Source organism: Enterobacter cloacae complex sp. 370H10, assembly GCF_050031535.1.
Lineage (GTDB): Bacteria > Pseudomonadota > Gammaproteobacteria > Enterobacterales > Enterobacteriaceae > Enterobacter > Enterobacter intestinihominis.
In genome coordinates, this window is sequence record NZ_JBLGWG010000002.1 from 29590 (window position 1) to 46960 (window position 17371).

A 17371-nucleotide genomic window follows, 5' to 3' on the forward strand; every position below is an offset into this window, starting at 1 on the left:
GTTGTCAGCGGTGATTTTTTTGAGTGCTGGCTGCCCCGGTTAAACCGGGGCAGCCACAGGCGTGGCTTTACGGGCGGGAGAGTAGCTGAATAAGCGCGCTCATGGTGCGGGAACAGGCATCATGAGGAGGGATCCGATTGAGCATCAGGGCCCCTTTAATGGCGCTGCCGATGATAATGGCCACGTCAGCCGGCTCAGCAGTAAAAGCCAGTTCACCGCTTTCACGACCCGAAACCAGCACACTGGTCAGGATGCGCAGGTCGGTTTGTGCCAGTCGTGAGGTGGCTTTCTGAAGAGGTTCTTCAAACAGGGCGCTGTCGGACAGCATGGCGTGAATGCCACACATCTGGCCGCTGTCGGCGCATTTGAGAAATGCGTCCATATAACCCTGCAGACGGGCTTTACCCGGTGGCAGCTGTAACAGGGCAGCTTCCAGTTTCAGCAGGCTGGCCTCCTTGTATTCACAATAGGCAAGCCCGAGGTCGGTTTTGGTCTGAAAATGGTAATGGATACTGGCCTTCCGTATTCCCAGACCGTCAGCGAGATCAGCATAGCTGAAGCCCTGGTAGCCGTTCTGCTGGATAAGGGTATCAGTCAGTTCAATCAGACTGTCATGGGTGGACATAATGTTCTCCTGGCACCTGCGGGTGCCTGTTATTCAGACACAACTGCGCCCGGAAACCAGAAGGGTTCCGGGCGCAGTTGCGAGGGTAACGGGTATTCAACGATACAGGACAGCGGTACCGGAAAGTTTATTCATACCGGTGGCACTAGTGATGCGGTAGTGTGTGGCCCCGGCATCAGCGGCTTTCATATCCAGTGAGGCCACCAGGTCATCCAGGGTGGTGAAGCCACCGGAAGAGACCACCCCAATTTTTTGCAGCGATGCTGCTTCGCTGCGGGAAACCATTTGCGGGCTGGCGGCATAGCTCAGTGCGCTGGCGGACAGGGCGATGATGGCAAGGGTGGTTTTGATGATGTTTTTCATGATGACGCTCCTGATGTTCTGTTGTGTGTTTTTGTTTGTGTGTCGTGTTGTTAAAATCAAATATACCAACCAGTAGATAGGTTGGCAAGTGTTAATTGGGGTCCGCTTGGAAAACGAATCTATGGTCACTCCCGTTTTTGCAACACCGATTTTGACGACAAGTTGGCTTGCTTGAATCTATCCGGCGTCTGAATGGGATTTTATTCCCGCGCCTTGATGAGTTCCGCGCCTGATGAACCTCCAGAAAATATACGGCTTCAATGAGCCTTTCCGTTTTACAGGTTCCTCAACAGGCCGGTGGGCCGTTAGTATCATCAATATCAGTATTCGCAAAACCAGATCAGTAATTCTTTAAACCGGTGTATTTCTGCCGTTATGCTACATAAGTTTGCTGTCGTGCCGTTAGGGCCCAGGCTATTCTGGCCAGCTTGTTTGCCAGAGCACAAGTGACGACAAAGTTGCTTTTCCGGCACAGTAAATCCCTGACCCAATCGGCCAATTTGCCAGACTGGTGTTCCAGTTTTTGTATGAATACCCTGGCACATTGAACCAACAAAGTTCGGATCTTTTTATTACCTCGCTTACTAATTCCCAGCAATGTCGTCCTACCTCCCGTGCTGTACTGCCGAGGTACAAGCCCTGTTGCCGCCGCAAAGTCACGGCTGCTGGCGTACTGCTTCCCGTCGCCAATCTCAGTTGAAATAGTACTCGCTGTCAGTGTTCCGACGCAGGGAATGCTCAGCAAGCGCTGTCCAACCTCATCTTCGTCCAACTTTCGTTTCAACTGGGATTCCAAATCTTTAATCTGCTCAACAAGATAGTGATAATGCTGTTGTAATTTCAGCAATAACTGGCTGAGGTAAAGAGGCAAACTATTATCCTCAAGAATGGTACTCAGTCGGCTAATAACGGCAGCTCCTCGGGGAACGCTAATGCCAAATTCCAGCAGAAAAGCATGCATTTGATTGGTTGTTTTTACCTTATCCTGAACCAGGGATTCACGGACACGATGCAGAGCCCGCATTGCCTGCTGAGATTCCGTTCTGGGCTGCACAAAACGCATAGACGGACGCGATGCAGCTTCACAAATAGCTTCGGCGTCGACAAAGTCGTTTTTATTGCTTTTAACGAACGGGCGGACAAATTGTGGTGATATCAGCTTTGGGGAATGCCCCAACTCTTCCAACTTGCGTGCCATAAAGTGAGAACCGCCACAGGCTTCCATTGCGATGGTTGTAGCGGGGCATGTCGCCAAAAATTCGATCAACTTTGGCCGGGTAAATTTTTTACGGTAAACAGCCTTCCCGCGACGATCCTGGCAATGAATATGGAAAGAGTTTTTACCCAGATCGATACCAATGAGCGCAATGTTTTCCATGATAGTTCTCCGAATGAAAGCCTGTCCTCAGCATAGTACCGGGAAGGAGGGAGTGACCATCTCATTAATTATCCCACGCTAAGACTGTTTTTTGTACAAAGCGGTATCGACTGTACGTAATGAGCGGTATTTTCCGGATCCCAGCTTAAGATTATTACGCCAGACGTAATCTCCACTCAGATTGATATGTTCCCAGCCCAGGGGAGAAAGATGAGAGACCAGTTGCTCATTTATCGGGATACCCTTTCGTTTTAGTGACTCAATAGCTCTTTCTATATATACCGTGTTCCACAACGTGATCGCTGCTGTCAGTAATGTCAGCCCGCTGGCGCGATAACTCTGATTCTCCAGCCCACGATCCCTTATTTCACCCAGACGGTGCAAAAAGACCGCTCGCGCAAGGGCATTACGGGCCTCACCCTTATTCAGCCCCGCCTGCACGCGTCGGCGCAGACCGGGATCACGGAACCAGTCCAGCATAAATAGTGTCCGTTCGATGCGGCCAATCTCTCTCAGCGCTTTGGCAAGTCCATTCTGTTTTGGGTAACTGGCTAACTTTTTCATCATCAGTGATGCGGTGACTGTCCCCTGCTTAATCGAGGTTGCCAGGCGCAATACCTCATCCCAGTGCGACTCAATGTCTTTGATATTTAGGCAGGTTGTTGATATGACAGACTGAAGCCCCGGATAGCGCTCGGCCTTTCCATGAATAAACAGCCGCTTGTCATGAAGATCACGGATCCTTGGCGCAAAAGCGAATCCCAGCAGGTGCATCAGGGCGAAAACATGTTCAGTGAAGCCTGCGGTATCGGTGTAATGCTCGGTAATTTCCAGATCGCTTTCATGGTACAGCAGGCCATCAAGCACGTGGGTTGAGTCGCGCACCCGGCTGATCACTTTGGCGTAGAACGGGCTGTATTGGTCTGAGATATGCGTATAAATCTGCACGCCCGGCTCCTGACCATATTTAAGATTGACCTGACCGGCATAACGTCCGTGACTGCCTACCCGAAAGTTCTGCCCGTCTGACGACGATGTTGTCCCGTCGCCCCAGAATGCGGCCAGAGGCCGCTCTTTCTGTGCGTTGACCAGCTCGGCCAGTGCCGCTGAATAAGTTTCATCCCTGATGTACCATGCCTGAATACCTTCGAGTGACGATCTTGTGGCCCCAGGGCAGGATTCCGCCATTTTTGTCAGCCCAAGGTTGATGCCGTCAGCCAGAATGGTGGTCAGCAACAGTCTTCCGTCTTTTGGTCTGACGTTATTATTTTTGAGGTGCGCGAAGTGACGCGTAAATCCCGTCCAGCTATCAACTTCTTCCAGTATCTCCGTAATTTTCGGATGGGGAAGCATGCCATAGACCAAATCTGCAAAGGGCGAAACACCTGAAGGAACGCTGTTCTCCAGTGGAGTGATTTTTACGCCTTTATCTGAGATATCTACATCGGGCAAATCACCGGCAAGCGCCATCGCGTTAACTTCTTCCAGCCGAGATGCAAGAAGAGTCATACGGGCCTGAAGGTATGCCTGGCTATCGGTCTGAACGGCCAACTGTAACTGGTCATTATGTCGGGATTTCTCAAACTCAGCAGTCGGGATGAGATAATCATCAAAATTTTTGTAGCGGCGCGATCCTTTTACCCAGATATCACCGGAACGTAATGCACCCTTGAGTTCATTCAGTACGCAAAACTCGTAGTACTTGCGGTCGATGCCTGAAGGCGTGAGCACCAGTTTTCGCCAGCTTTCAGGGATAAACCCTGTTGGCGCTGATGGCGGCACTTTACGAAGTTGTTTACGGTACATTTCCGTTATGGTGTCCAGCGCATCGCTGAGCGCCTGCGCCGCAGGTGTCGCCATGAACTGCAATGCTGACAGCATACGCGGGGCATATTTACGCAACGTACTGTATTTTTCGGTGATCAGATGAAGCGCGTCGAAATTGCCCTTACGGGAAAGAAACCGCGTTTCTTCCACGCTGTTGATGAATTCCTGCCAGGGAAGGACATCTTCTATTGCAGTCCAGGGATCTTCCCCGGATTCTCTGGCGTTAAGTAACGCCTGCCCGACGGTAACGTACTGCTTCAGCTTGCTCTGAATAAGCTTTCCCGTTTGCTGGAGCCGTTCGGCCTGCGTGCGTTTTGCCCTGCTGAACAGACTACCCAGGATACGCTCGTGCAGATCAATCACTTCGTCAGTCAGGGTGGCCCTGGCCTCTGTTATTATACAAACCAGCGTAGCGTAACGTCTGACATCGGTGAATTTTGCCAGGTCCCTGCTGCTCATTTTCCGGCCCTCACGCGCCAGTTTAAGCAACCTGTTCTGGTGAACGGAAAGTGCAATACCATCAGGCAACCCCAGCGCAGCGATGGAATTAAGCCGGTCGATATGTTGCAGCACATTTTTACCGTTTATTTTACCCGGAGGCTGTAGCAGCCATGCCAGACGGGAAGGTTGTTCACCCTCTGATATGAGCAGGCTGTCGAGTGCTGATTTATGCTGCTTTTCCAGTTGCGCGGTAAGTGTCGAAAATACCGATCTGTTAGCGAGCGTGACGACTTCGGCAAGCGTCCGTTCGATCACTTCAACAGAAGGGAAAATAACATTATTGTTATGTAGCCAGCTGAGCATTTCTTCCGCCAGCATAAATCCTTTGTCAGTTCGCATGGCATAGGGGTGCAGATGACGGATACAGTCTTTTTGCATTGACCGGCTGAACGGGGATAGTTCCAGGTAGCGATAAAGTTCGGTCAGATGTTCCCAGCGGGTTTGCTCTCTGGATGCATATTCCGGCCATAAATCAGGCTGAAGTTTCAGTCGGGAAGCAACCCTGGATACAACGCCATTGTGAGGAGCACTGCTTTTGTCCGGAATAAATCCAGGTCCACGCAGATAACAGAGTAATACAGCAAAGCCCAGGCGATTCGCTGGCCTTCGGTGCTTATTAATGAGCGCAATATCCAGTTCGTTCAGAAAACACATTCGGGTCAGAATAATTTCATCATCTGGTATAACCAGTAAGCGTTCCTGCTCTTCGCTGCTCAGTATCTGTCGCCGTGGCATAAATGCCTCCCTCGCGTATAGTTTTCATCTGTTATTTGTTCGCTGTGACCGAAACCGGTCGGTTTCGTACACCACTTACAGCACATGTCCGAAACTTAGTGAAATTAATTTCGGACACACGTTATAATTCGGACATCCATTTCGTACGGAAAGTTTCCCATGTCACGTGTTTTTGCCTACTGCAGGGTCTCAACTCTGGAACAGACCACAGAAAACCAGCGTCGTGAAATTGAAGCGGCGGGTTTTGCCATCAGATCCCAACGACTTATTGAGGAGCATATCAGTGGCTCGGTTGCTGCCAGCGAACGCCCCGGATTTATCCGGTTGCTAGATCGCATGGAAAATGGGGATGTACTGATTGTCACCAAACTTGACCGTCTGGGTCGTAATGCGATGGATATCCGAAAAACAGTAGAGCAACTGGCGGCTTTAGATATTCGCGTTCATTGTCTCGCACTCGGAGGCGTTGACTTGACCAGTCCGGCCGGAAAAATGACTATGCAGGTAATTTCTGCTGTAGCGGAGTTTGAGCGGGATTTGCTGCTTGAGCGAACGTATTCAGGTATTGCGAGGGCAAAAGCGGCTGGAAAACGCTTCGGTCGCCCCCCCATCCTGAGCGAGGAACAAAAGCAAACAGTGACAGAGCGCCTAAATGCTGGCATCAGTATCAGTGCTATTGCCCGGGAATTTAATACCACCCGCCAGACTATCCTTCGGGTAAAGGCTGGATTGCTGCAAGAGTGAGCGGCTGGGAAGATTATAAAAAAATCAAATGGTTATTATGAAATAAAAGGCACTGTTGCAAATAGTCGGTGGTGATAAACTTATCATCCCCTTTTGCTGATGGAGCTGCACATGAACCCATTCAAAGGCCGGCATTTTCAGCGTGACATCATTCTGTGGGCCGTACGCTGGTACTGCAAATACGGCATCAGTTACCGTGAGCTGCAGGAGATGCTGGCTGAACGCGGAGTGAATGTCGATCACTCCACGATTTACCGCTGGGTTCAGCGTTATGCGCCTGAAATGGAAAAACGGCTGCGCTGGTACTGGCGTAACCCTTCCGATCTTTGCCCGTGGCACATGGATGAAACCTACGTGAAGGTCAATGGCCGCTGGGCGTATCTGTACCGGGCCGTCGACAGCCGGGGCCGCACTGTCGATTTTTATCTCTCCTCCCGTCGTAACAGCAAAGCTGCATACCGGTTTCTGGGTAAAATCCTCAACAACGTGAAGAAGTGGCAGATCCCGCGATTCATCAACACGGATAAAGCGCCCGCCTATGGTCGCGCGCTTGCTCTGCTCAAACGCGAAGGCCGGTGCCCGTCTGACGTTGAACACCGACAGATTAAGTACCGGAACAACGTGATTGAATGCGATCATGGCAAACTGAAACGGATAATCGGCGCCACGCTGGGATTTAAATCCATGAAGACGGCTTACGCCACCATCAAAGGTATTGAGGTGATGCGTGCACTACGCAAAGGCCAGGCCTCAGCATTTTATTATGGTGATCCCCTGGGCGAAATGCGCCTGGTAAGCAGAGTTTTTGAAATGTAAGGCCTTTGAATAAGACAAAAGGCTGCCTCATCGCTAACTTTGCAACAGTGCCTATGCATCGGCCTAAGCCTTTATCGCAAAATCAGTCCAGCATAAACAGCGTCCGATCTCTGCAGAAAATCGCCCTCTGCGCTACGAGTTTGAACGCATTTACTCTGTTTATAGGTAACATTCGCTCCACGATATAATGATATCGGCAACGTATTCAGCATCCTGAGCATGAGTCAGAAGGTGATCCGCCTTACCCAACGAAATGAAACTCTTGGGATGCTTTGCTGCTTTGAATATTTTTTCGGCCTGCTCAATTAACACAGTATCATCTTCAGTCGCATGAAAAATAAGCAGAGGCTTGTTCATGGCGAACACCTTATGAGCGATTTTGTGTTCCTGAATATTGTCCAGCATCTGTTTCTTTAAGGTAAATACCCGCCCGGCCAGCTCAACGGGATAGGCTCCATGCTGGTTAATGTTTTCAACATCATCCTTAAAAAGACGTTTTACGTGTGTCAGTTCTCCGGGTGATCCTATGGTGACAACGGCCTTTGCCTCAGGAACTTCGCCGGCAATAGACAGAATGGCCGATCCCCCCAGGCTATGGCCGATGAGCAAAGAAGGCGCTTCGTACTGTCGGCGGAGATAATCTACCGCGCAAAGCAGGTCCGAAATATTGGATGAGAAGTTGGTGTTGGAAAAATCCCCTTCGCTGTTTCCCAGACCAGTAAAATCAAACCGGAGAACGGCGATAGCATTCTCTGTCAGTTTCCGCGCAATACGCGCCGCGCCTTTGAGGTCTTTGCCACACGTAAAACAATGAGCTAACAGCGCAAACGCTTTAGGATTTTCAGGAAGTTCAAGCAATCCGGCCAGTTCTTCACCAGCCGCATTTTTGAACGTAAATTTTAGTTTTTTCATAGGATATTCCAGGTCTTAAACTGATTTCATATGTTTGATCGCAGGGAAAAATAATCTTCTGCTCTGCATCTGGCATTACGCGTTTTCCTTCCTCTACTGGGGATGTGAAACAGAATTCATTCCGAATGCCTGTCCTCACCTTCCAGTTTGAAAGCTGATTATTGCTTCCTGTTCGGTGATCACTTACGCTATGCTACCAACTAGATGGTAGTTTACAAGAATTTTATGAGGTCTCACTGAATGGCCAATTGCGCGCTCATTCTTAAAATATCCCTGGCAATGCTGGCGTTTGCTGCAAACTCTATTCTGTGCCGTCTGGCCCTGCAGGGAGGCCACATTGATCCCCTTTCATTCAGCAGCCTCAGGCTGGCCAGTGGTGCACTCGTCCTGTCACCTTTCTTGTTTTATCACGCAAAAACTACATTATCGCTGTGGCGTCCGCTGAGCGGATTTTACCTCATGGTGTACGCAGTGCTCTTCTCTGTCGCCTATATCCATCTCGATACCGGGGCAGGTGCGCTGTTACTTTTTGGTGCCGTACAGTTTGCGATGGTGATCCACGGATTATTTAAAGGGGAATCACTCTCCGTTATGCGGGCTTGCGGTTTAGTTATTGCTCTGGCAGGAATTGCTGCCCTGCTGTTACCCGGGGCGAAGGCACCGCCGCTTTACAGTGCACTTATGATGATCGTTGCCGGATTAGCCTGGGCCGCCTATTCCGTCAGGGGGAGGGCGGGCCAGGCGGCCGGGGCTTCAACGGCGGCAAATTTTGTACTCGCCACGCCGATGGCTCTCGCTCTTTCGTTGCTGTTTATGAAGCAGGGTCACTATGATGCTGCGGGCATTGCTTTGTCATTGCTGTCCGGTGCCGCCGCCTCAGCCGGTGCATATGTATTGTGGTATACCCTTTTACCCTCTCTCGGCTCTATCACCGCCAGTACCCTTCAGCTCAGCGTTCCCTGTCTGGCAATGCTAGGGGGTGTGGTATTCCTGGATGAATCACTGACGGTCAGAACGATATTTTCTGCCCTGGCGGTGCTGACTGGCATTGTGATGGTGACACGCGAGAAATCCCCCCGTCAGTCGATGACAAAGGCGAGAGAACCTTAATAACGCAATTAATTCATGCAGTTGTGATGATTCTCTTATGTTAATCACACGAGCCAGTTTTCCCGCTCCGGCATCAGACTGACAGTAATACTGAGGTCGACGTTTCTGACTACACCTAAGGCAGGTTTATGAAATGAAATATGATTTTGATGAGTACGTAAGCAGAGAGAAAACAGACAGTCTCACCGTGGACGGCTGGCGGGAATACCTGTTTTCGGGACAGTCCGAATTTGCAATGCGGTATCCGGCAGAAGGGCTAATCAACCTCTGGGTTGCTGACATGGCTTTTGCCACACCAGAGCCGATTCTTCAGGCCATCAGAGACCGTCTGGATAGAAAAATACTCGGCTACACTAAAATCTACGACGAAGAATACTATGAGATCTTTGGCAGCTGGTGTGAGCGACAATATGGTCACCGTTTCAAAACGGAAGACATTGTGCTGTCTCCGGGCATTATTCCCGCGCTGAACCGTCTCGTCCCGCTTCTGACCGACATGGATGACAGTATTCTTATTATGACGCCTTCATATGGCCCGTTTAAAAAGGCGGGTGAATACAGTCAGCGTCGCGTGGTGTACTCGGCGTTAAAAAAATCAGCAGGCGGCTGGGAACCTGACTGGGAAGACTTTGCACGCAAAGCCAGTCAGGCCGATTTACGTGTGAAAATTCTTTTCCTGTGTAATCCGCATAACCCGACCGGACGAGTCTGGCGGCCTGATGAACTTAAGCGGATTATTGAAATTTGCCTGGCCAATGACATCTGGGTGATATCTGACGAAATTCACTGCGACCTGTCCCGAAGCGGTATCGGTCATACACCGGCCGCCTCTCTTTTCCCTGATTCTACACGCATTATTACCTGCATGTCCTCGAGTAAAACATTCAATCTGGCCGGGAATTTGTTGGCAAATATCATTATTCCGGATCCCGGTGTCAGAAGCGAGTGGCGTCTCAGACACGACGAGTTCATCTCTCCACTGAGCCTGGCAGCAAACAAAGCGGCGTGGAGTGAATGTGATGACTGGCTTGTCCATCTGAGGGAATATATTGACGGCAATTTCCAGTACCTGCACGACTATCTCAAAAGCTATTTACCCGAAACCAGGTTCTCGATCCCCGAAGGGACATATCTGGCCTGGATAGATATTAGCCGCTACCTGCCCGACACCGCAGGTGAGGATTTATCGCTGTATTTTGCCCGGGAGTCAGGGGTCCTTCTTGAAGGGGGCTTGCTGTTTGTCGACAATGGGGACGGATATATCCGGTTAAATCTGGCCTGCCCACGGAGTATGCTGACAGCAGGGATGAAAAGAATTTCACAGGTACTGCGGATACCGGCTCCTCATCGTGTATAACCCCTTTCTCTCTGGCCGTTTTGTCCTGTCAGGATGTCGTCAGAACCCGGCATAACACCCTGTGCCGGGAACACAAAAGGCACGGATGAACAGGTCGTGAATATTCTTAGTGAAGCCTGCTGATGACATGTCTGGCGACAAAAAAATGCCGCCCTTAAGGGGCGGCTTATGCCAGCGTCACGGGGTTATCGTCTGACCGCCATGATGCCCGCATCGACATCCCAGATAGCGCCCGTCACCCATGAGGTTTTGTCAGACAACAGGAAGAGAATAGTGTTTGCCACATCTTCGGCAGTTCCGACGCGTCCCAGCGGGTGGAAATCGTTCAGCGACTTCATAGCATCTGCGATATCCGCTTTGTCCATGAAGCCTTCGTATATCGGCGTATGAACAATCCCGGGAGACACCGCGTTGACACGAATACCCGCGCTGGCCAGCTCAATCGCCAGATTACGCGTCAGGGCATGCAGACCCGCTTTTGCCATTGAATAGGCCGAGGCCGGCGAGTCACCCAGTGCAGCCTGAGCACCAATCGAACCGACGTTGACGATAGACCCTTCGAGCTTCGCGGCGAGCATGTTCTTCACGACATCCTGTGTAATAAAGAACGTGGCTCGGTTCAGCGAAAGATACATGTCATAATCGGCAAAGCTGTGCTCGGTAAATCCTTTGGGCATGAAGATACCGGCGGCATTCACCATCAGGCTGATATCGTGATGGTGAGCATTAATTTCCTGACGGATAGTTTCCATACCTTCTTCGGTCATCAGGTTCGCCGCGATGACCGCAACCGGTCCCAGAGGGCTCAGTTCTTTTTGCACCGCTTCGGCTTTGTCTTTTTTATTCCCGGTCAGCACGACACTGCCGCCCGCTTCCAGTACCATGCGTGCCACGGCCAGGCCCATGCCGCTGGTACCGCCGACGACGAGCAGTTTTTTACCTTTGAAAAAAGTGTTCATTTTCTGACTCCATTACTGGTGGGTAAGACGTTGCCGGCAGCGTGAAACTGCCGGCGGTTGACGGATTAAATACTGCAGCCATCCGTTCCGCAGGTCTGACCCGCAGTGGCTGAAAATTCGGTTTGCTGTTCATCCCAGACCTGACGCAGGGCATTCAAAAAGTTATCTGCTGCCTGAGCCCCGCTGATGGCATATTTTTCGTTCATCACAAAAACCGGAACGCCGCTGAGGCCAATAGACTGTGCGTGGGCTTCATCGTCGGAAACGGTGGCGCGAAAATCGTCATTTTCCAGGGCGGCTTCAGCGTCAGCTTTCGGCATACCGGCTTCTACGGCCATGGCAACGAGCTGCTGACGGTCAAAGAGAGAGCGACCTTCGGTGATACTGCCATGATAAAAACGTTCTTCCACCGTGTCCGCAATTCCGGCCTTACGCGCGGCAACCAGCAGGGTGTGTGCATCTTCTGTATCACCAAACATCATGCCGTCGAAGTTGTAGATCAGACCTTCAGATTTACCGGCGGTGCCCACCTGATTCATCATCAGCTCCGCTGAATGCTGACTGCCCAGCTTTTTAACGATGGCATCCTTAAAAGGCATCGCGGGAGTACCACCGGCCAGACGGTAGCTGTGATGGCGGATCACCACCTGGTCGCGAAATTCAAAGCGATTCAGACCCTGTTCAAATCTTTTTTTAGCAATCCAGCACCACGGGCAGACCAAATCTGACCAGATATCGATGGTAAGGGTGGGTTTCAGCGTTTGCATAATGATTCCTCAAAGACGTTGGGCGGTCGGTTCTCACTTATCAGAGAACCGCGACCGTATGGGATTTATTGCGCCTGCCAGACCGGGTAATCGGTATAGCCTTTTTCCGGGGAACCACTGACGCCGTAGTAGGTGGCGCGGTCACTTTCTGCCAGTGGCCAGCCGTTTTGCATTCTTTCAACCAGATCCGGGTTAGCGATGTAGGGCACACCAAATGCCACCAGATCCAGCTCATCATCTTCCAGAGCCTGCTCTGCGATATCACGGGTAAAACCGCCGGCAGCGATGATGGTGCCTTTAAACGTGTTGCGAAAACGGCGGCGGAAGCCTTCCGGAAGTGGCGCTTTGGTGTACACCGGCTGATAGTAAAGGTGTACGTAGGCCAGTTCCCGCTGACCGAGCGCGTCGGTGATGGCTGACCAGGTTTGCTCTTCACCTTCATACGGCGCGAGGTCATAAATGCGGCCGAACGGTGACAGGCGCACGGCAACGTGGCTGTTACCCACGGCTTCCGCCACGGCGTCAATGGTCTCCAGCAGGAAACGCTGACGATTTTCCACCGAGCCGCCGTATTCGTCGGTGCGGGTGTTCAGTTCGCTACTGAGGAACTGGTCAAAGATGAATCCGTTTGCCGCCATGATTTCCACGCCGTCAAAGCCGGCTTCCATCGCCAGGCGTGCGGAGTGCACGAAGTCTGCAGTGATGCGTTTAACTTCATGCGTTTCCAGCGCGCGTGGCTGGCTTGGTACAACCGGGCCCGGTTCTCCGGATTCGGTCAGCGCAAAAACGGTGGTATTGACCGCCTGAACGGTGCCCGCTGAAACCGGCGCTATGTGGCCTGGCTGAAGAGAGACGTGAGACATACGGCCGACGTGCCAGAGCTGCGCGAAAATACGGCCACCTTTGGCGTGAACCGCTTGTGTCACTTTACGCCAGCCCTGGACGTGTTCGTCGTTGTAGATACCAGGGGTATAAAGGTAACCCCGGCCTTCTTCTGAAACCGACATCCCTTCGGTGATGAGCAGGCCAGCAGAAGCACGCTGTGCATAGTACAAAGCCACGACCTCATCCGGCACGTCATTCATGGTGCGGGTGCGGGTCATCGGTGCCATGACTACACGGTTTTTTAACGCCAGGCCAGACAGATTGTAGGGGGTGAAAAGCTTACTCATCGTATACCTCACAAAAAACAAAAAGGAGTATCCCGGCAGGGATTTGCACAGCCCGGCAGTATCATCGACTGGACGTCGCGCACTGGAGTTGCATAAACATCTGATGGGTGGCAATATGCCAACCATCTAGTAGGTAGGTCAATGGGTGTGTCGTATTTTTTTGTCATAACGCAGCCATTCCTGAATTGTCACTCATTTTGCGAGGTCATCACCATGCGTACATTAACAGCTTATAACGAAGATAATTTCCGCCAGATAGAGCAGTACAAAGGAATATCGGTGGTACGTTTCTCTGCACCCTGGTGTCCGCCCTGTCAGGCCAGCGAAGAAATGTTCAGTCAGTTTGCAGACCGGCTCGATAGAGATATTCAGGTGGGGAAAGTCAATGTAGATCAGGCGCCGGTGCTGACAACCAAATACGAGATCTGGGGGCTGCCGTCTGTGCTGATATTTCATGAAGGGCAATTAGTTAAACGCATACCGGGTGTGAAACCTGCATCGGTATATGCTCAGGCTATTGCGGACATAAAAAAAGGGCAGTAATGCCCTTTTAACGTGGAATTTATTAATGCTTAACCGCGTGCCTGACCGACGGCATCCAGAGTGCGGGCTGAATGAATGACCGCCGCGCCAGCGTTGAGGTTAATCGCCACGCCCAGCGCTTCAGCAATTTCAGCGTCGGTTGCACCGGCTTTCACAGCGGCGTCGGCGTGAAAAGCAATACAGCCGTCGCAGCGGGTTGTGACTGCGCACGCCAGGGCAATGAGTTCACGCACTTTTGCGCCCAAAAGGTCAGTTTTGTTACCTGCGTTGCCCAGGGCAACCACGCCTTTCATGGTCTCGGGGGTCAGTTTGCCCAACTCGCCTAAACGTTGCATTAACTCTGAGCGATAGTTGTTCCAGTCCAGCATAGTGTCATTCTCCTGAATGAGGGGTATTAAGAAGCAGTTTTATATACTTAAGGCTGTTGGCGAAGACTTCGGGTCTGGCCGTTGCATGCGCCACTACGCTTGAGCCTTCACAGACATTAATGATCATCAAAGCAATATCTGATGGTTCGGCATGGGATGAAAACTCACCTGACTCCATGCCCGCCCTGACGACTTTTGTGAGCCACTCGATTTGCATATCGAAATAAAGTGATGTCTGTACAGTAATTGCCTGAGGCAGATTGGCGGTCTCTGCTGACAACGCACAACACAGTGGCAGTAGCGAAGCTTTATGGCTTTGCGCGAAGATATCGATGTAAGCCGCAATTCTTCTCTCCGCGCTTTTCTCAGTCGCCTCTATCTGCTCAAATACGCGTTGTGTATCAGAGAACGCCTGTATTACCACCTGCTCACCCAGAATATCTTTGGTCGGGAAATGGTGATGAATACTGGCCTTGGTGATACCCACTATTTTTGATAAATCAGCATAGCTGAATACTGAATACCCTTTTTCGCGCATCAGGTGTTCTGCTTCGCTGAGCAGCCGTTCCCGTGTCATGGTTGTCATAATTACTCCATATAATCTACTAGTTGATAGATTATATTGTTGCTATTTTTCCGTAGCAAGTTGTATCACTGACTCAGTATCGTGCAGAGCTGAACGTCACTGCCATCCTGCATTCTGAATGGCAGCATTACATCTCTGACATCACGCCAGGCGTGTAATCATTTCAACCGGATTAGCCAGAGTATCGTGGATTGGCGAATTCTTTTGCATTTCGCTGACCAGCGCTTCTAACTCCTCGCGACTGGCGGTCTTGCTCGTAAGGTGAACATCGACGCGAATAGATTTCGCACCTTTACGCACGTTGCTGTCCAGCCCAAGGAAGCCGTTGAGGTTGATATCGAAATTAAGATCCAGCTCGATACCGTCCAGGTCGATCCCTTTTTCAGCAGCCATCATGGTAAGGGTGGCGGTATAACAGCCAGCCAGCGCCTGCATGATGTATTCAGTCGGGCTCATGCCGGTATCGGTGCCGAGTAAACCTGCGGGTTCATCACCGATATTAGAAAATTTCCCCACACGGCTGGTATCGATAACGCCGTTCTGGATTGTGGCGCCGGTCTCTGTGCGAACGGTTAATCCGCCGCTGGAACGGGCTTTCATCTGGAAAGTCAGGTTACCCAGGCCAGGCTGGCTGCGAACTGCTTCACGGGTATTGTGGATCGCAGCTGCGTCTGCAGAAGGTTTAACGGTAGTAGACATAATGGCTCCTGTAATTTCTTGATAAAAGGTATAGCTGGTGTAACCAGCACCAATCATCTAGTTGGTAGATTAGTGTCGCGAACCTCTTTTGTCTACTCTTTTATAAAAAATAGGGGGAAAAGAACCCAGCAGGCTGTTTTATTTGGCACTGTTGCAAAGTTAGCGATGAGGCAGCCTTTTGTCTTATTCAAAGGCCTTACATTTCAAAAACTCTGCTTACCAGGCGCATTTCGCCCAGGGGATCACCATAATAAAATGCTGAGGCCTGGCCTTTGCGTAGTGCACGCATCACCTCAATACCTTTGATGGTGGCGTAAGCCGTCTTCATGGATTTAAATCCCAGCGTGGCGCCGATTATCCGTTTCAGTTTGCCATGATCGCATTCAATCACGTTGTTCCGGTACTTAATCTGTCGGTGTTCAACGTCAGACGGGCACCGGCCTTCGCGTTTGAGCAGAGCAAGCGCGCGACCATAGGCGGGCGCTTTATCCGTGTTGATGAATCGCGGGATCTGCCACTTCTTCACGTTGTTGAGGATTTTACCCAGAAACCGGTATGCAGCTTTGCTGTTACGACGGGAGGAGAGATAAAAATCGACAGTGCGGCCCCGGCTGTCGACGGCCCGGTACAGATACGCCCAGCGGCCATTGACCTTCACGTAGGTTTCATCCATGTGCCACGGGCAAAGATCGGAAGGGTTACGCCAGTACCAGCGCAGCCGTTTTTCCATTTCAGGCGCATAACGCTGAACCCAGCGGTAAATCGTGGAGTGATCGACATTCACTCCGCGTTCAGCCAGCATCTCCTGCAGCTCACGGTAACTGATGCCGTATTTGCAGTACCAGCGTACGGCCCACAGAATGATGTCACGCTGAAAATGCCGGCCTTTGAATGGGTTCATGTGCAGCTCCATCAGCAAAAGGGGATGATAAGTTTATCACCACCGACTATTTGCAACAGTGCCGGGTAAACTGCCGATGTCACGCGTCTGGGGGATGGGCACGTCAGCATCGAGCGATGGTCAGTTTTTCCCGACAGCGCGGCATGGCGAAGCCATGAACATGGTCAATGCCAAATATGGTTCTGTTCCCGGCCTCAAAGCGTATACTCACGTAAGCGACCAGTTCGCGCCATTCGCTTGTCAGTCGATCCCGGCGACCGTGAGCGAGGCACCGTATATTCTCGATGGACTACTGATGAACGAGGTCGGTCGCCATGTTCGCGAACAGTATGCCGATACAGCAGGATTCACCGACCATTTGTTCGGAGCCAGTAGCCTGCTCGGCTACAATCTCGTTCTGCGAATCAGGGATCTGCCATCGAAGCGGTTGTACGTATTTAATCCCGATACGACCCCCAGGGAGTTACGCAAGTTGGTAGGTGGAAAAGCCCGGGAGGATCTTATCGTTGCGAACTGGCCTGATATTTTCCGTTGTGCCGCGACGATGACCGCTGGCAAAATCAGGCCCAGCCAACTCCTGCGCAAGCTCGCTTCTTACCCACGACAAAACAACCTTGCAGTTGCGCTTCGTGAAGTTGGTCGTATTGAACGGACCCTTTTCATTATTGAGTGGATCCTGGATACGGACATGCAGCGGCGTGCTCAGATCGGTCTTAACAAGGGAGAGGCCCACCATGCGCTCAAAAATGCGCTCCGTATCGGGAGGCAGGGGGAAATTCGCGATCGCACGACAGAGGGGCAGCACTACCGAATCGCTGGGCTCAATTTATTGACTGCGGTGATCATTTACTGGAATACCGTCCATCTTGGTCATGCCGTCACGGAGCGGCGGAACGAAGGGTTGGATGTTCCCCCTGAATTTCTTCCCCACATATCCCCATTGGGCTGGGCGCACATTCTACTGACTGGCGAATATCTTTGGCCCAAGGAACCGAAAGCTTAGGGTGT

At 51.3% G+C, this 17371-nt stretch carries 17 protein-coding genes and 1 pseudogene; 6 read left to right on the forward strand and 12 right to left on the reverse strand.

The genetic code is table 11. The features are described 5' to 3' along the window. Positions 1-67: 67 nt before the first annotated feature. The 4 genes from ACQG2Q_RS25650 to ACQG2Q_RS25665 all read right to left on the reverse strand — a co-directional run bounded on the left by ACQG2Q_RS25650 (position 68) and on the right by ACQG2Q_RS25665 (position 5429). Positions 68-625 (reverse strand): TetR/AcrR family transcriptional regulator, encoded by a 558-nt coding sequence (locus tag ACQG2Q_RS25650; protein WP_001567382.1) that lies wholly within the window; start codon positions 623-625, stop codon positions 68-70. Positions 626-721: 96 nt separating this feature from the next. Then, positions 722-988 carry a YdgH/BhsA/McbA-like domain containing protein gene (locus ACQG2Q_RS25655; RefSeq protein WP_001567383.1) on the reverse strand — a complete coding sequence of 89 codons (267 nt, stop codon included), beginning with the start codon at positions 986-988 and terminating at the stop codon, positions 722-724. Between the two features lie 373 nt (positions 989-1361). Beyond that, positions 1362-2366, reverse strand: coding sequence for an IS110-like element IS4321 family transposase (locus tag ACQG2Q_RS25660; RefSeq protein WP_000427623.1), 1005 nt, complete (start codon positions 2364-2366; stop codon positions 1362-1364). Positions 2367-2444: 78 nt separating this feature from the next. Next, complete coding sequence (locus ACQG2Q_RS25665) at positions 2445-5429, reverse strand: Tn3 family transposase (protein ID WP_039188059.1); 2985 nt, start codon at positions 5427-5429, stop codon at positions 2445-2447. A 159-nt stretch (positions 5430-5588) separates the two neighbouring features. Here ACQG2Q_RS25665 and ACQG2Q_RS25670 point away from each other — a divergent pair, with 159 nt between their 5' ends. Beyond that, complete coding sequence (locus ACQG2Q_RS25670; RefSeq protein WP_012695450.1) at positions 5589-6173, forward strand: recombinase family protein; 585 nt, start codon at positions 5589-5591, stop codon at positions 6171-6173. Positions 6174-6284: 111 nt separating this feature from the next. Continuing rightward, positions 6285-6989 carry an IS6-like element IS26 family transposase gene (locus ACQG2Q_RS25675; protein WP_001067855.1) on the forward strand — a complete coding sequence of 235 codons (705 nt, stop codon included), beginning with the start codon at positions 6285-6287 and terminating at the stop codon, positions 6987-6989. 159 nt (positions 6990-7148) lie between these two features. Here the strand turns inward: ACQG2Q_RS25675 and ACQG2Q_RS25680 are convergent, their stop codons facing one another. After that, positions 7149-7901 (reverse strand): alpha/beta hydrolase family protein, encoded by a 753-nt coding sequence (locus ACQG2Q_RS25680; RefSeq protein ID WP_004729622.1) that lies wholly within the window; start codon positions 7899-7901, stop codon positions 7149-7151. 240 nt (positions 7902-8141) lie between these two features. On the opposite strand from ACQG2Q_RS25680, the gene ACQG2Q_RS25685 reads away from it, so the two are divergent. Then, the gene (locus ACQG2Q_RS25685; RefSeq protein WP_001567390.1) at positions 8142-9011 is read left to right on the forward strand and encodes a DMT family transporter; all 870 of its coding nucleotides are present in this window, start codon (positions 8142-8144) and stop codon (positions 9009-9011) included. Between the two features lie 133 nt (positions 9012-9144). Next, positions 9145-10368 carry a MalY/PatB family protein gene (locus ACQG2Q_RS25690; protein ID WP_023287190.1) on the forward strand — a complete coding sequence of 408 codons (1224 nt, stop codon included), beginning with the start codon at positions 9145-9147 and terminating at the stop codon, positions 10366-10368. A 185-nt stretch (positions 10369-10553) separates the two neighbouring features. Here the strand turns inward: ACQG2Q_RS25690 and ACQG2Q_RS25695 are convergent, their stop codons facing one another. The 3 genes from ACQG2Q_RS25695 to ACQG2Q_RS25705 all read right to left on the reverse strand — a co-directional run bounded on the left by ACQG2Q_RS25695 (position 10554) and on the right by ACQG2Q_RS25705 (position 13266). Continuing rightward, positions 10554-11327: an SDR family NAD(P)-dependent oxidoreductase gene (locus ACQG2Q_RS25695; RefSeq protein WP_020277917.1), complete on the reverse strand. Its 774-nt coding sequence runs from the start codon at positions 11325-11327 to the stop codon at positions 10554-10556. A 65-nt stretch (positions 11328-11392) separates the two neighbouring features. After that, positions 11393-12094 (reverse strand): DsbA family oxidoreductase, encoded by a 702-nt coding sequence (locus ACQG2Q_RS25700; protein ID WP_020277918.1) that lies wholly within the window; start codon positions 12092-12094, stop codon positions 11393-11395. A 65-nt stretch (positions 12095-12159) separates the two neighbouring features. Next, on the reverse strand, positions 12160-13266 hold the full coding sequence (locus tag ACQG2Q_RS25705; protein ID WP_165731077.1) for an alkene reductase: 1107 nt from the start codon (positions 13264-13266) through the stop codon (positions 12160-12162). 213 nt (positions 13267-13479) lie between these two features. Here ACQG2Q_RS25705 and ACQG2Q_RS25710 point away from each other — a divergent pair, with 213 nt between their 5' ends. Beyond that, positions 13480-13809 (forward strand): thioredoxin family protein, encoded by a 330-nt coding sequence (locus tag ACQG2Q_RS25710; RefSeq protein ID WP_002431133.1) that lies wholly within the window; start codon positions 13480-13482, stop codon positions 13807-13809. 29 nt (positions 13810-13838) lie between these two features. On the opposite strand, the gene ACQG2Q_RS25715 is transcribed toward ACQG2Q_RS25710, so the two are convergent. The 4 genes from ACQG2Q_RS25715 to ACQG2Q_RS25730 all read right to left on the reverse strand — a co-directional run bounded on the left by ACQG2Q_RS25715 (position 13839) and on the right by ACQG2Q_RS25730 (position 16363). Continuing rightward, positions 13839-14177 carry a carboxymuconolactone decarboxylase family protein gene (locus ACQG2Q_RS25715; protein WP_020277919.1) on the reverse strand — a complete coding sequence of 113 codons (339 nt, stop codon included), beginning with the start codon at positions 14175-14177 and terminating at the stop codon, positions 13839-13841. A 4-nt stretch (positions 14178-14181) separates the two neighbouring features. Further along, entirely contained in the window at positions 14182-14763 is a 582-nt protein-coding gene (locus ACQG2Q_RS25720; protein ID WP_020277920.1) for a TetR/AcrR family transcriptional regulator, read from the reverse strand. Positions 14764-14904: 141 nt separating this feature from the next. After that, positions 14905-15462, reverse strand: coding sequence for an OsmC family protein (locus tag ACQG2Q_RS25725; protein ID WP_000108589.1), 558 nt, complete (start codon positions 15460-15462; stop codon positions 14905-14907). 196 nt (positions 15463-15658) lie between these two features. Then, complete coding sequence (locus tag ACQG2Q_RS25730; RefSeq protein ID WP_001067855.1) at positions 15659-16363, reverse strand: IS6-like element IS26 family transposase; 705 nt, start codon at positions 16361-16363, stop codon at positions 15659-15661. A 70-nt stretch (positions 16364-16433) separates the two neighbouring features. On the opposite strand from ACQG2Q_RS25730, the pseudogene ACQG2Q_RS25735 reads away from it, so the two are divergent. Then, a pseudogene (locus tag ACQG2Q_RS25735) lies at positions 16434-17366 on the forward strand (Tn3 family transposase); the annotation flags it as partial. Positions 17367-17371 lie beyond the last annotated feature (5 nt).

Coding starts and splice junctions, on each gene's coding strand:
- ACQG2Q_RS25650 (WP_001567382.1), bottom strand. CDS start 625: ATGTCCACCCATGACAGTCTGATTGAACTGACTGATACCCTTATCCAG.
- ACQG2Q_RS25655 (WP_001567383.1), bottom strand. CDS start 988: ATGAAAAACATCATCAAAACCACCCTTGCCATCATCGCCCTGTCCGCC.
- ACQG2Q_RS25660 (WP_000427623.1), bottom strand. CDS start 2,366: ATGGAAAACATTGCGCTCATTGGTATCGATCTGGGTAAAAACTCTTTC.
- ACQG2Q_RS25665 (WP_039188059.1), bottom strand. CDS start 5,429: ATGCCACGGCGACAGATACTGAGCAGCGAAGAGCAGGAACGCTTACTG.
- ACQG2Q_RS25670 (WP_012695450.1), top strand. CDS start 5,589: ATGTCACGTGTTTTTGCCTACTGCAGGGTCTCAACTCTGGAACAGACC.
- ACQG2Q_RS25675 (WP_001067855.1), top strand. CDS start 6,285: ATGAACCCATTCAAAGGCCGGCATTTTCAGCGTGACATCATTCTGTGG.
- ACQG2Q_RS25680 (WP_004729622.1), bottom strand. CDS start 7,901: ATGAAAAAACTAAAATTTACGTTCAAAAATGCGGCTGGTGAAGAACTG.
- ACQG2Q_RS25685 (WP_001567390.1), top strand. CDS start 8,142: ATGGCCAATTGCGCGCTCATTCTTAAAATATCCCTGGCAATGCTGGCG.
- ACQG2Q_RS25690 (WP_023287190.1), top strand. CDS start 9,145: ATGAAATATGATTTTGATGAGTACGTAAGCAGAGAGAAAACAGACAGT.
- ACQG2Q_RS25695 (WP_020277917.1), bottom strand. CDS start 11,327: ATGAACACTTTTTTCAAAGGTAAAAAACTGCTCGTCGTCGGCGGTACC.
- ACQG2Q_RS25700 (WP_020277918.1), bottom strand. CDS start 12,094: ATGCAAACGCTGAAACCCACCCTTACCATCGATATCTGGTCAGATTTG.
- ACQG2Q_RS25705 (WP_165731077.1), bottom strand. CDS start 13,266: ATGAGTAAGCTTTTCACCCCCTACAATCTGTCTGGCCTGGCGTTAAAA.
- ACQG2Q_RS25710 (WP_002431133.1), top strand. CDS start 13,480: ATGCGTACATTAACAGCTTATAACGAAGATAATTTCCGCCAGATAGAG.
- ACQG2Q_RS25715 (WP_020277919.1), bottom strand. CDS start 14,177: ATGCTGGACTGGAACAACTATCGCTCAGAGTTAATGCAACGTTTAGGC.
- ACQG2Q_RS25720 (WP_020277920.1), bottom strand. CDS start 14,763: ATGACAACCATGACACGGGAACGGCTGCTCAGCGAAGCAGAACACCTG.
- ACQG2Q_RS25725 (WP_000108589.1), bottom strand. CDS start 15,462: ATGTCTACTACCGTTAAACCTTCTGCAGACGCAGCTGCGATCCACAAT.
- ACQG2Q_RS25730 (WP_001067855.1), bottom strand. CDS start 16,363: ATGAACCCATTCAAAGGCCGGCATTTTCAGCGTGACATCATTCTGTGG.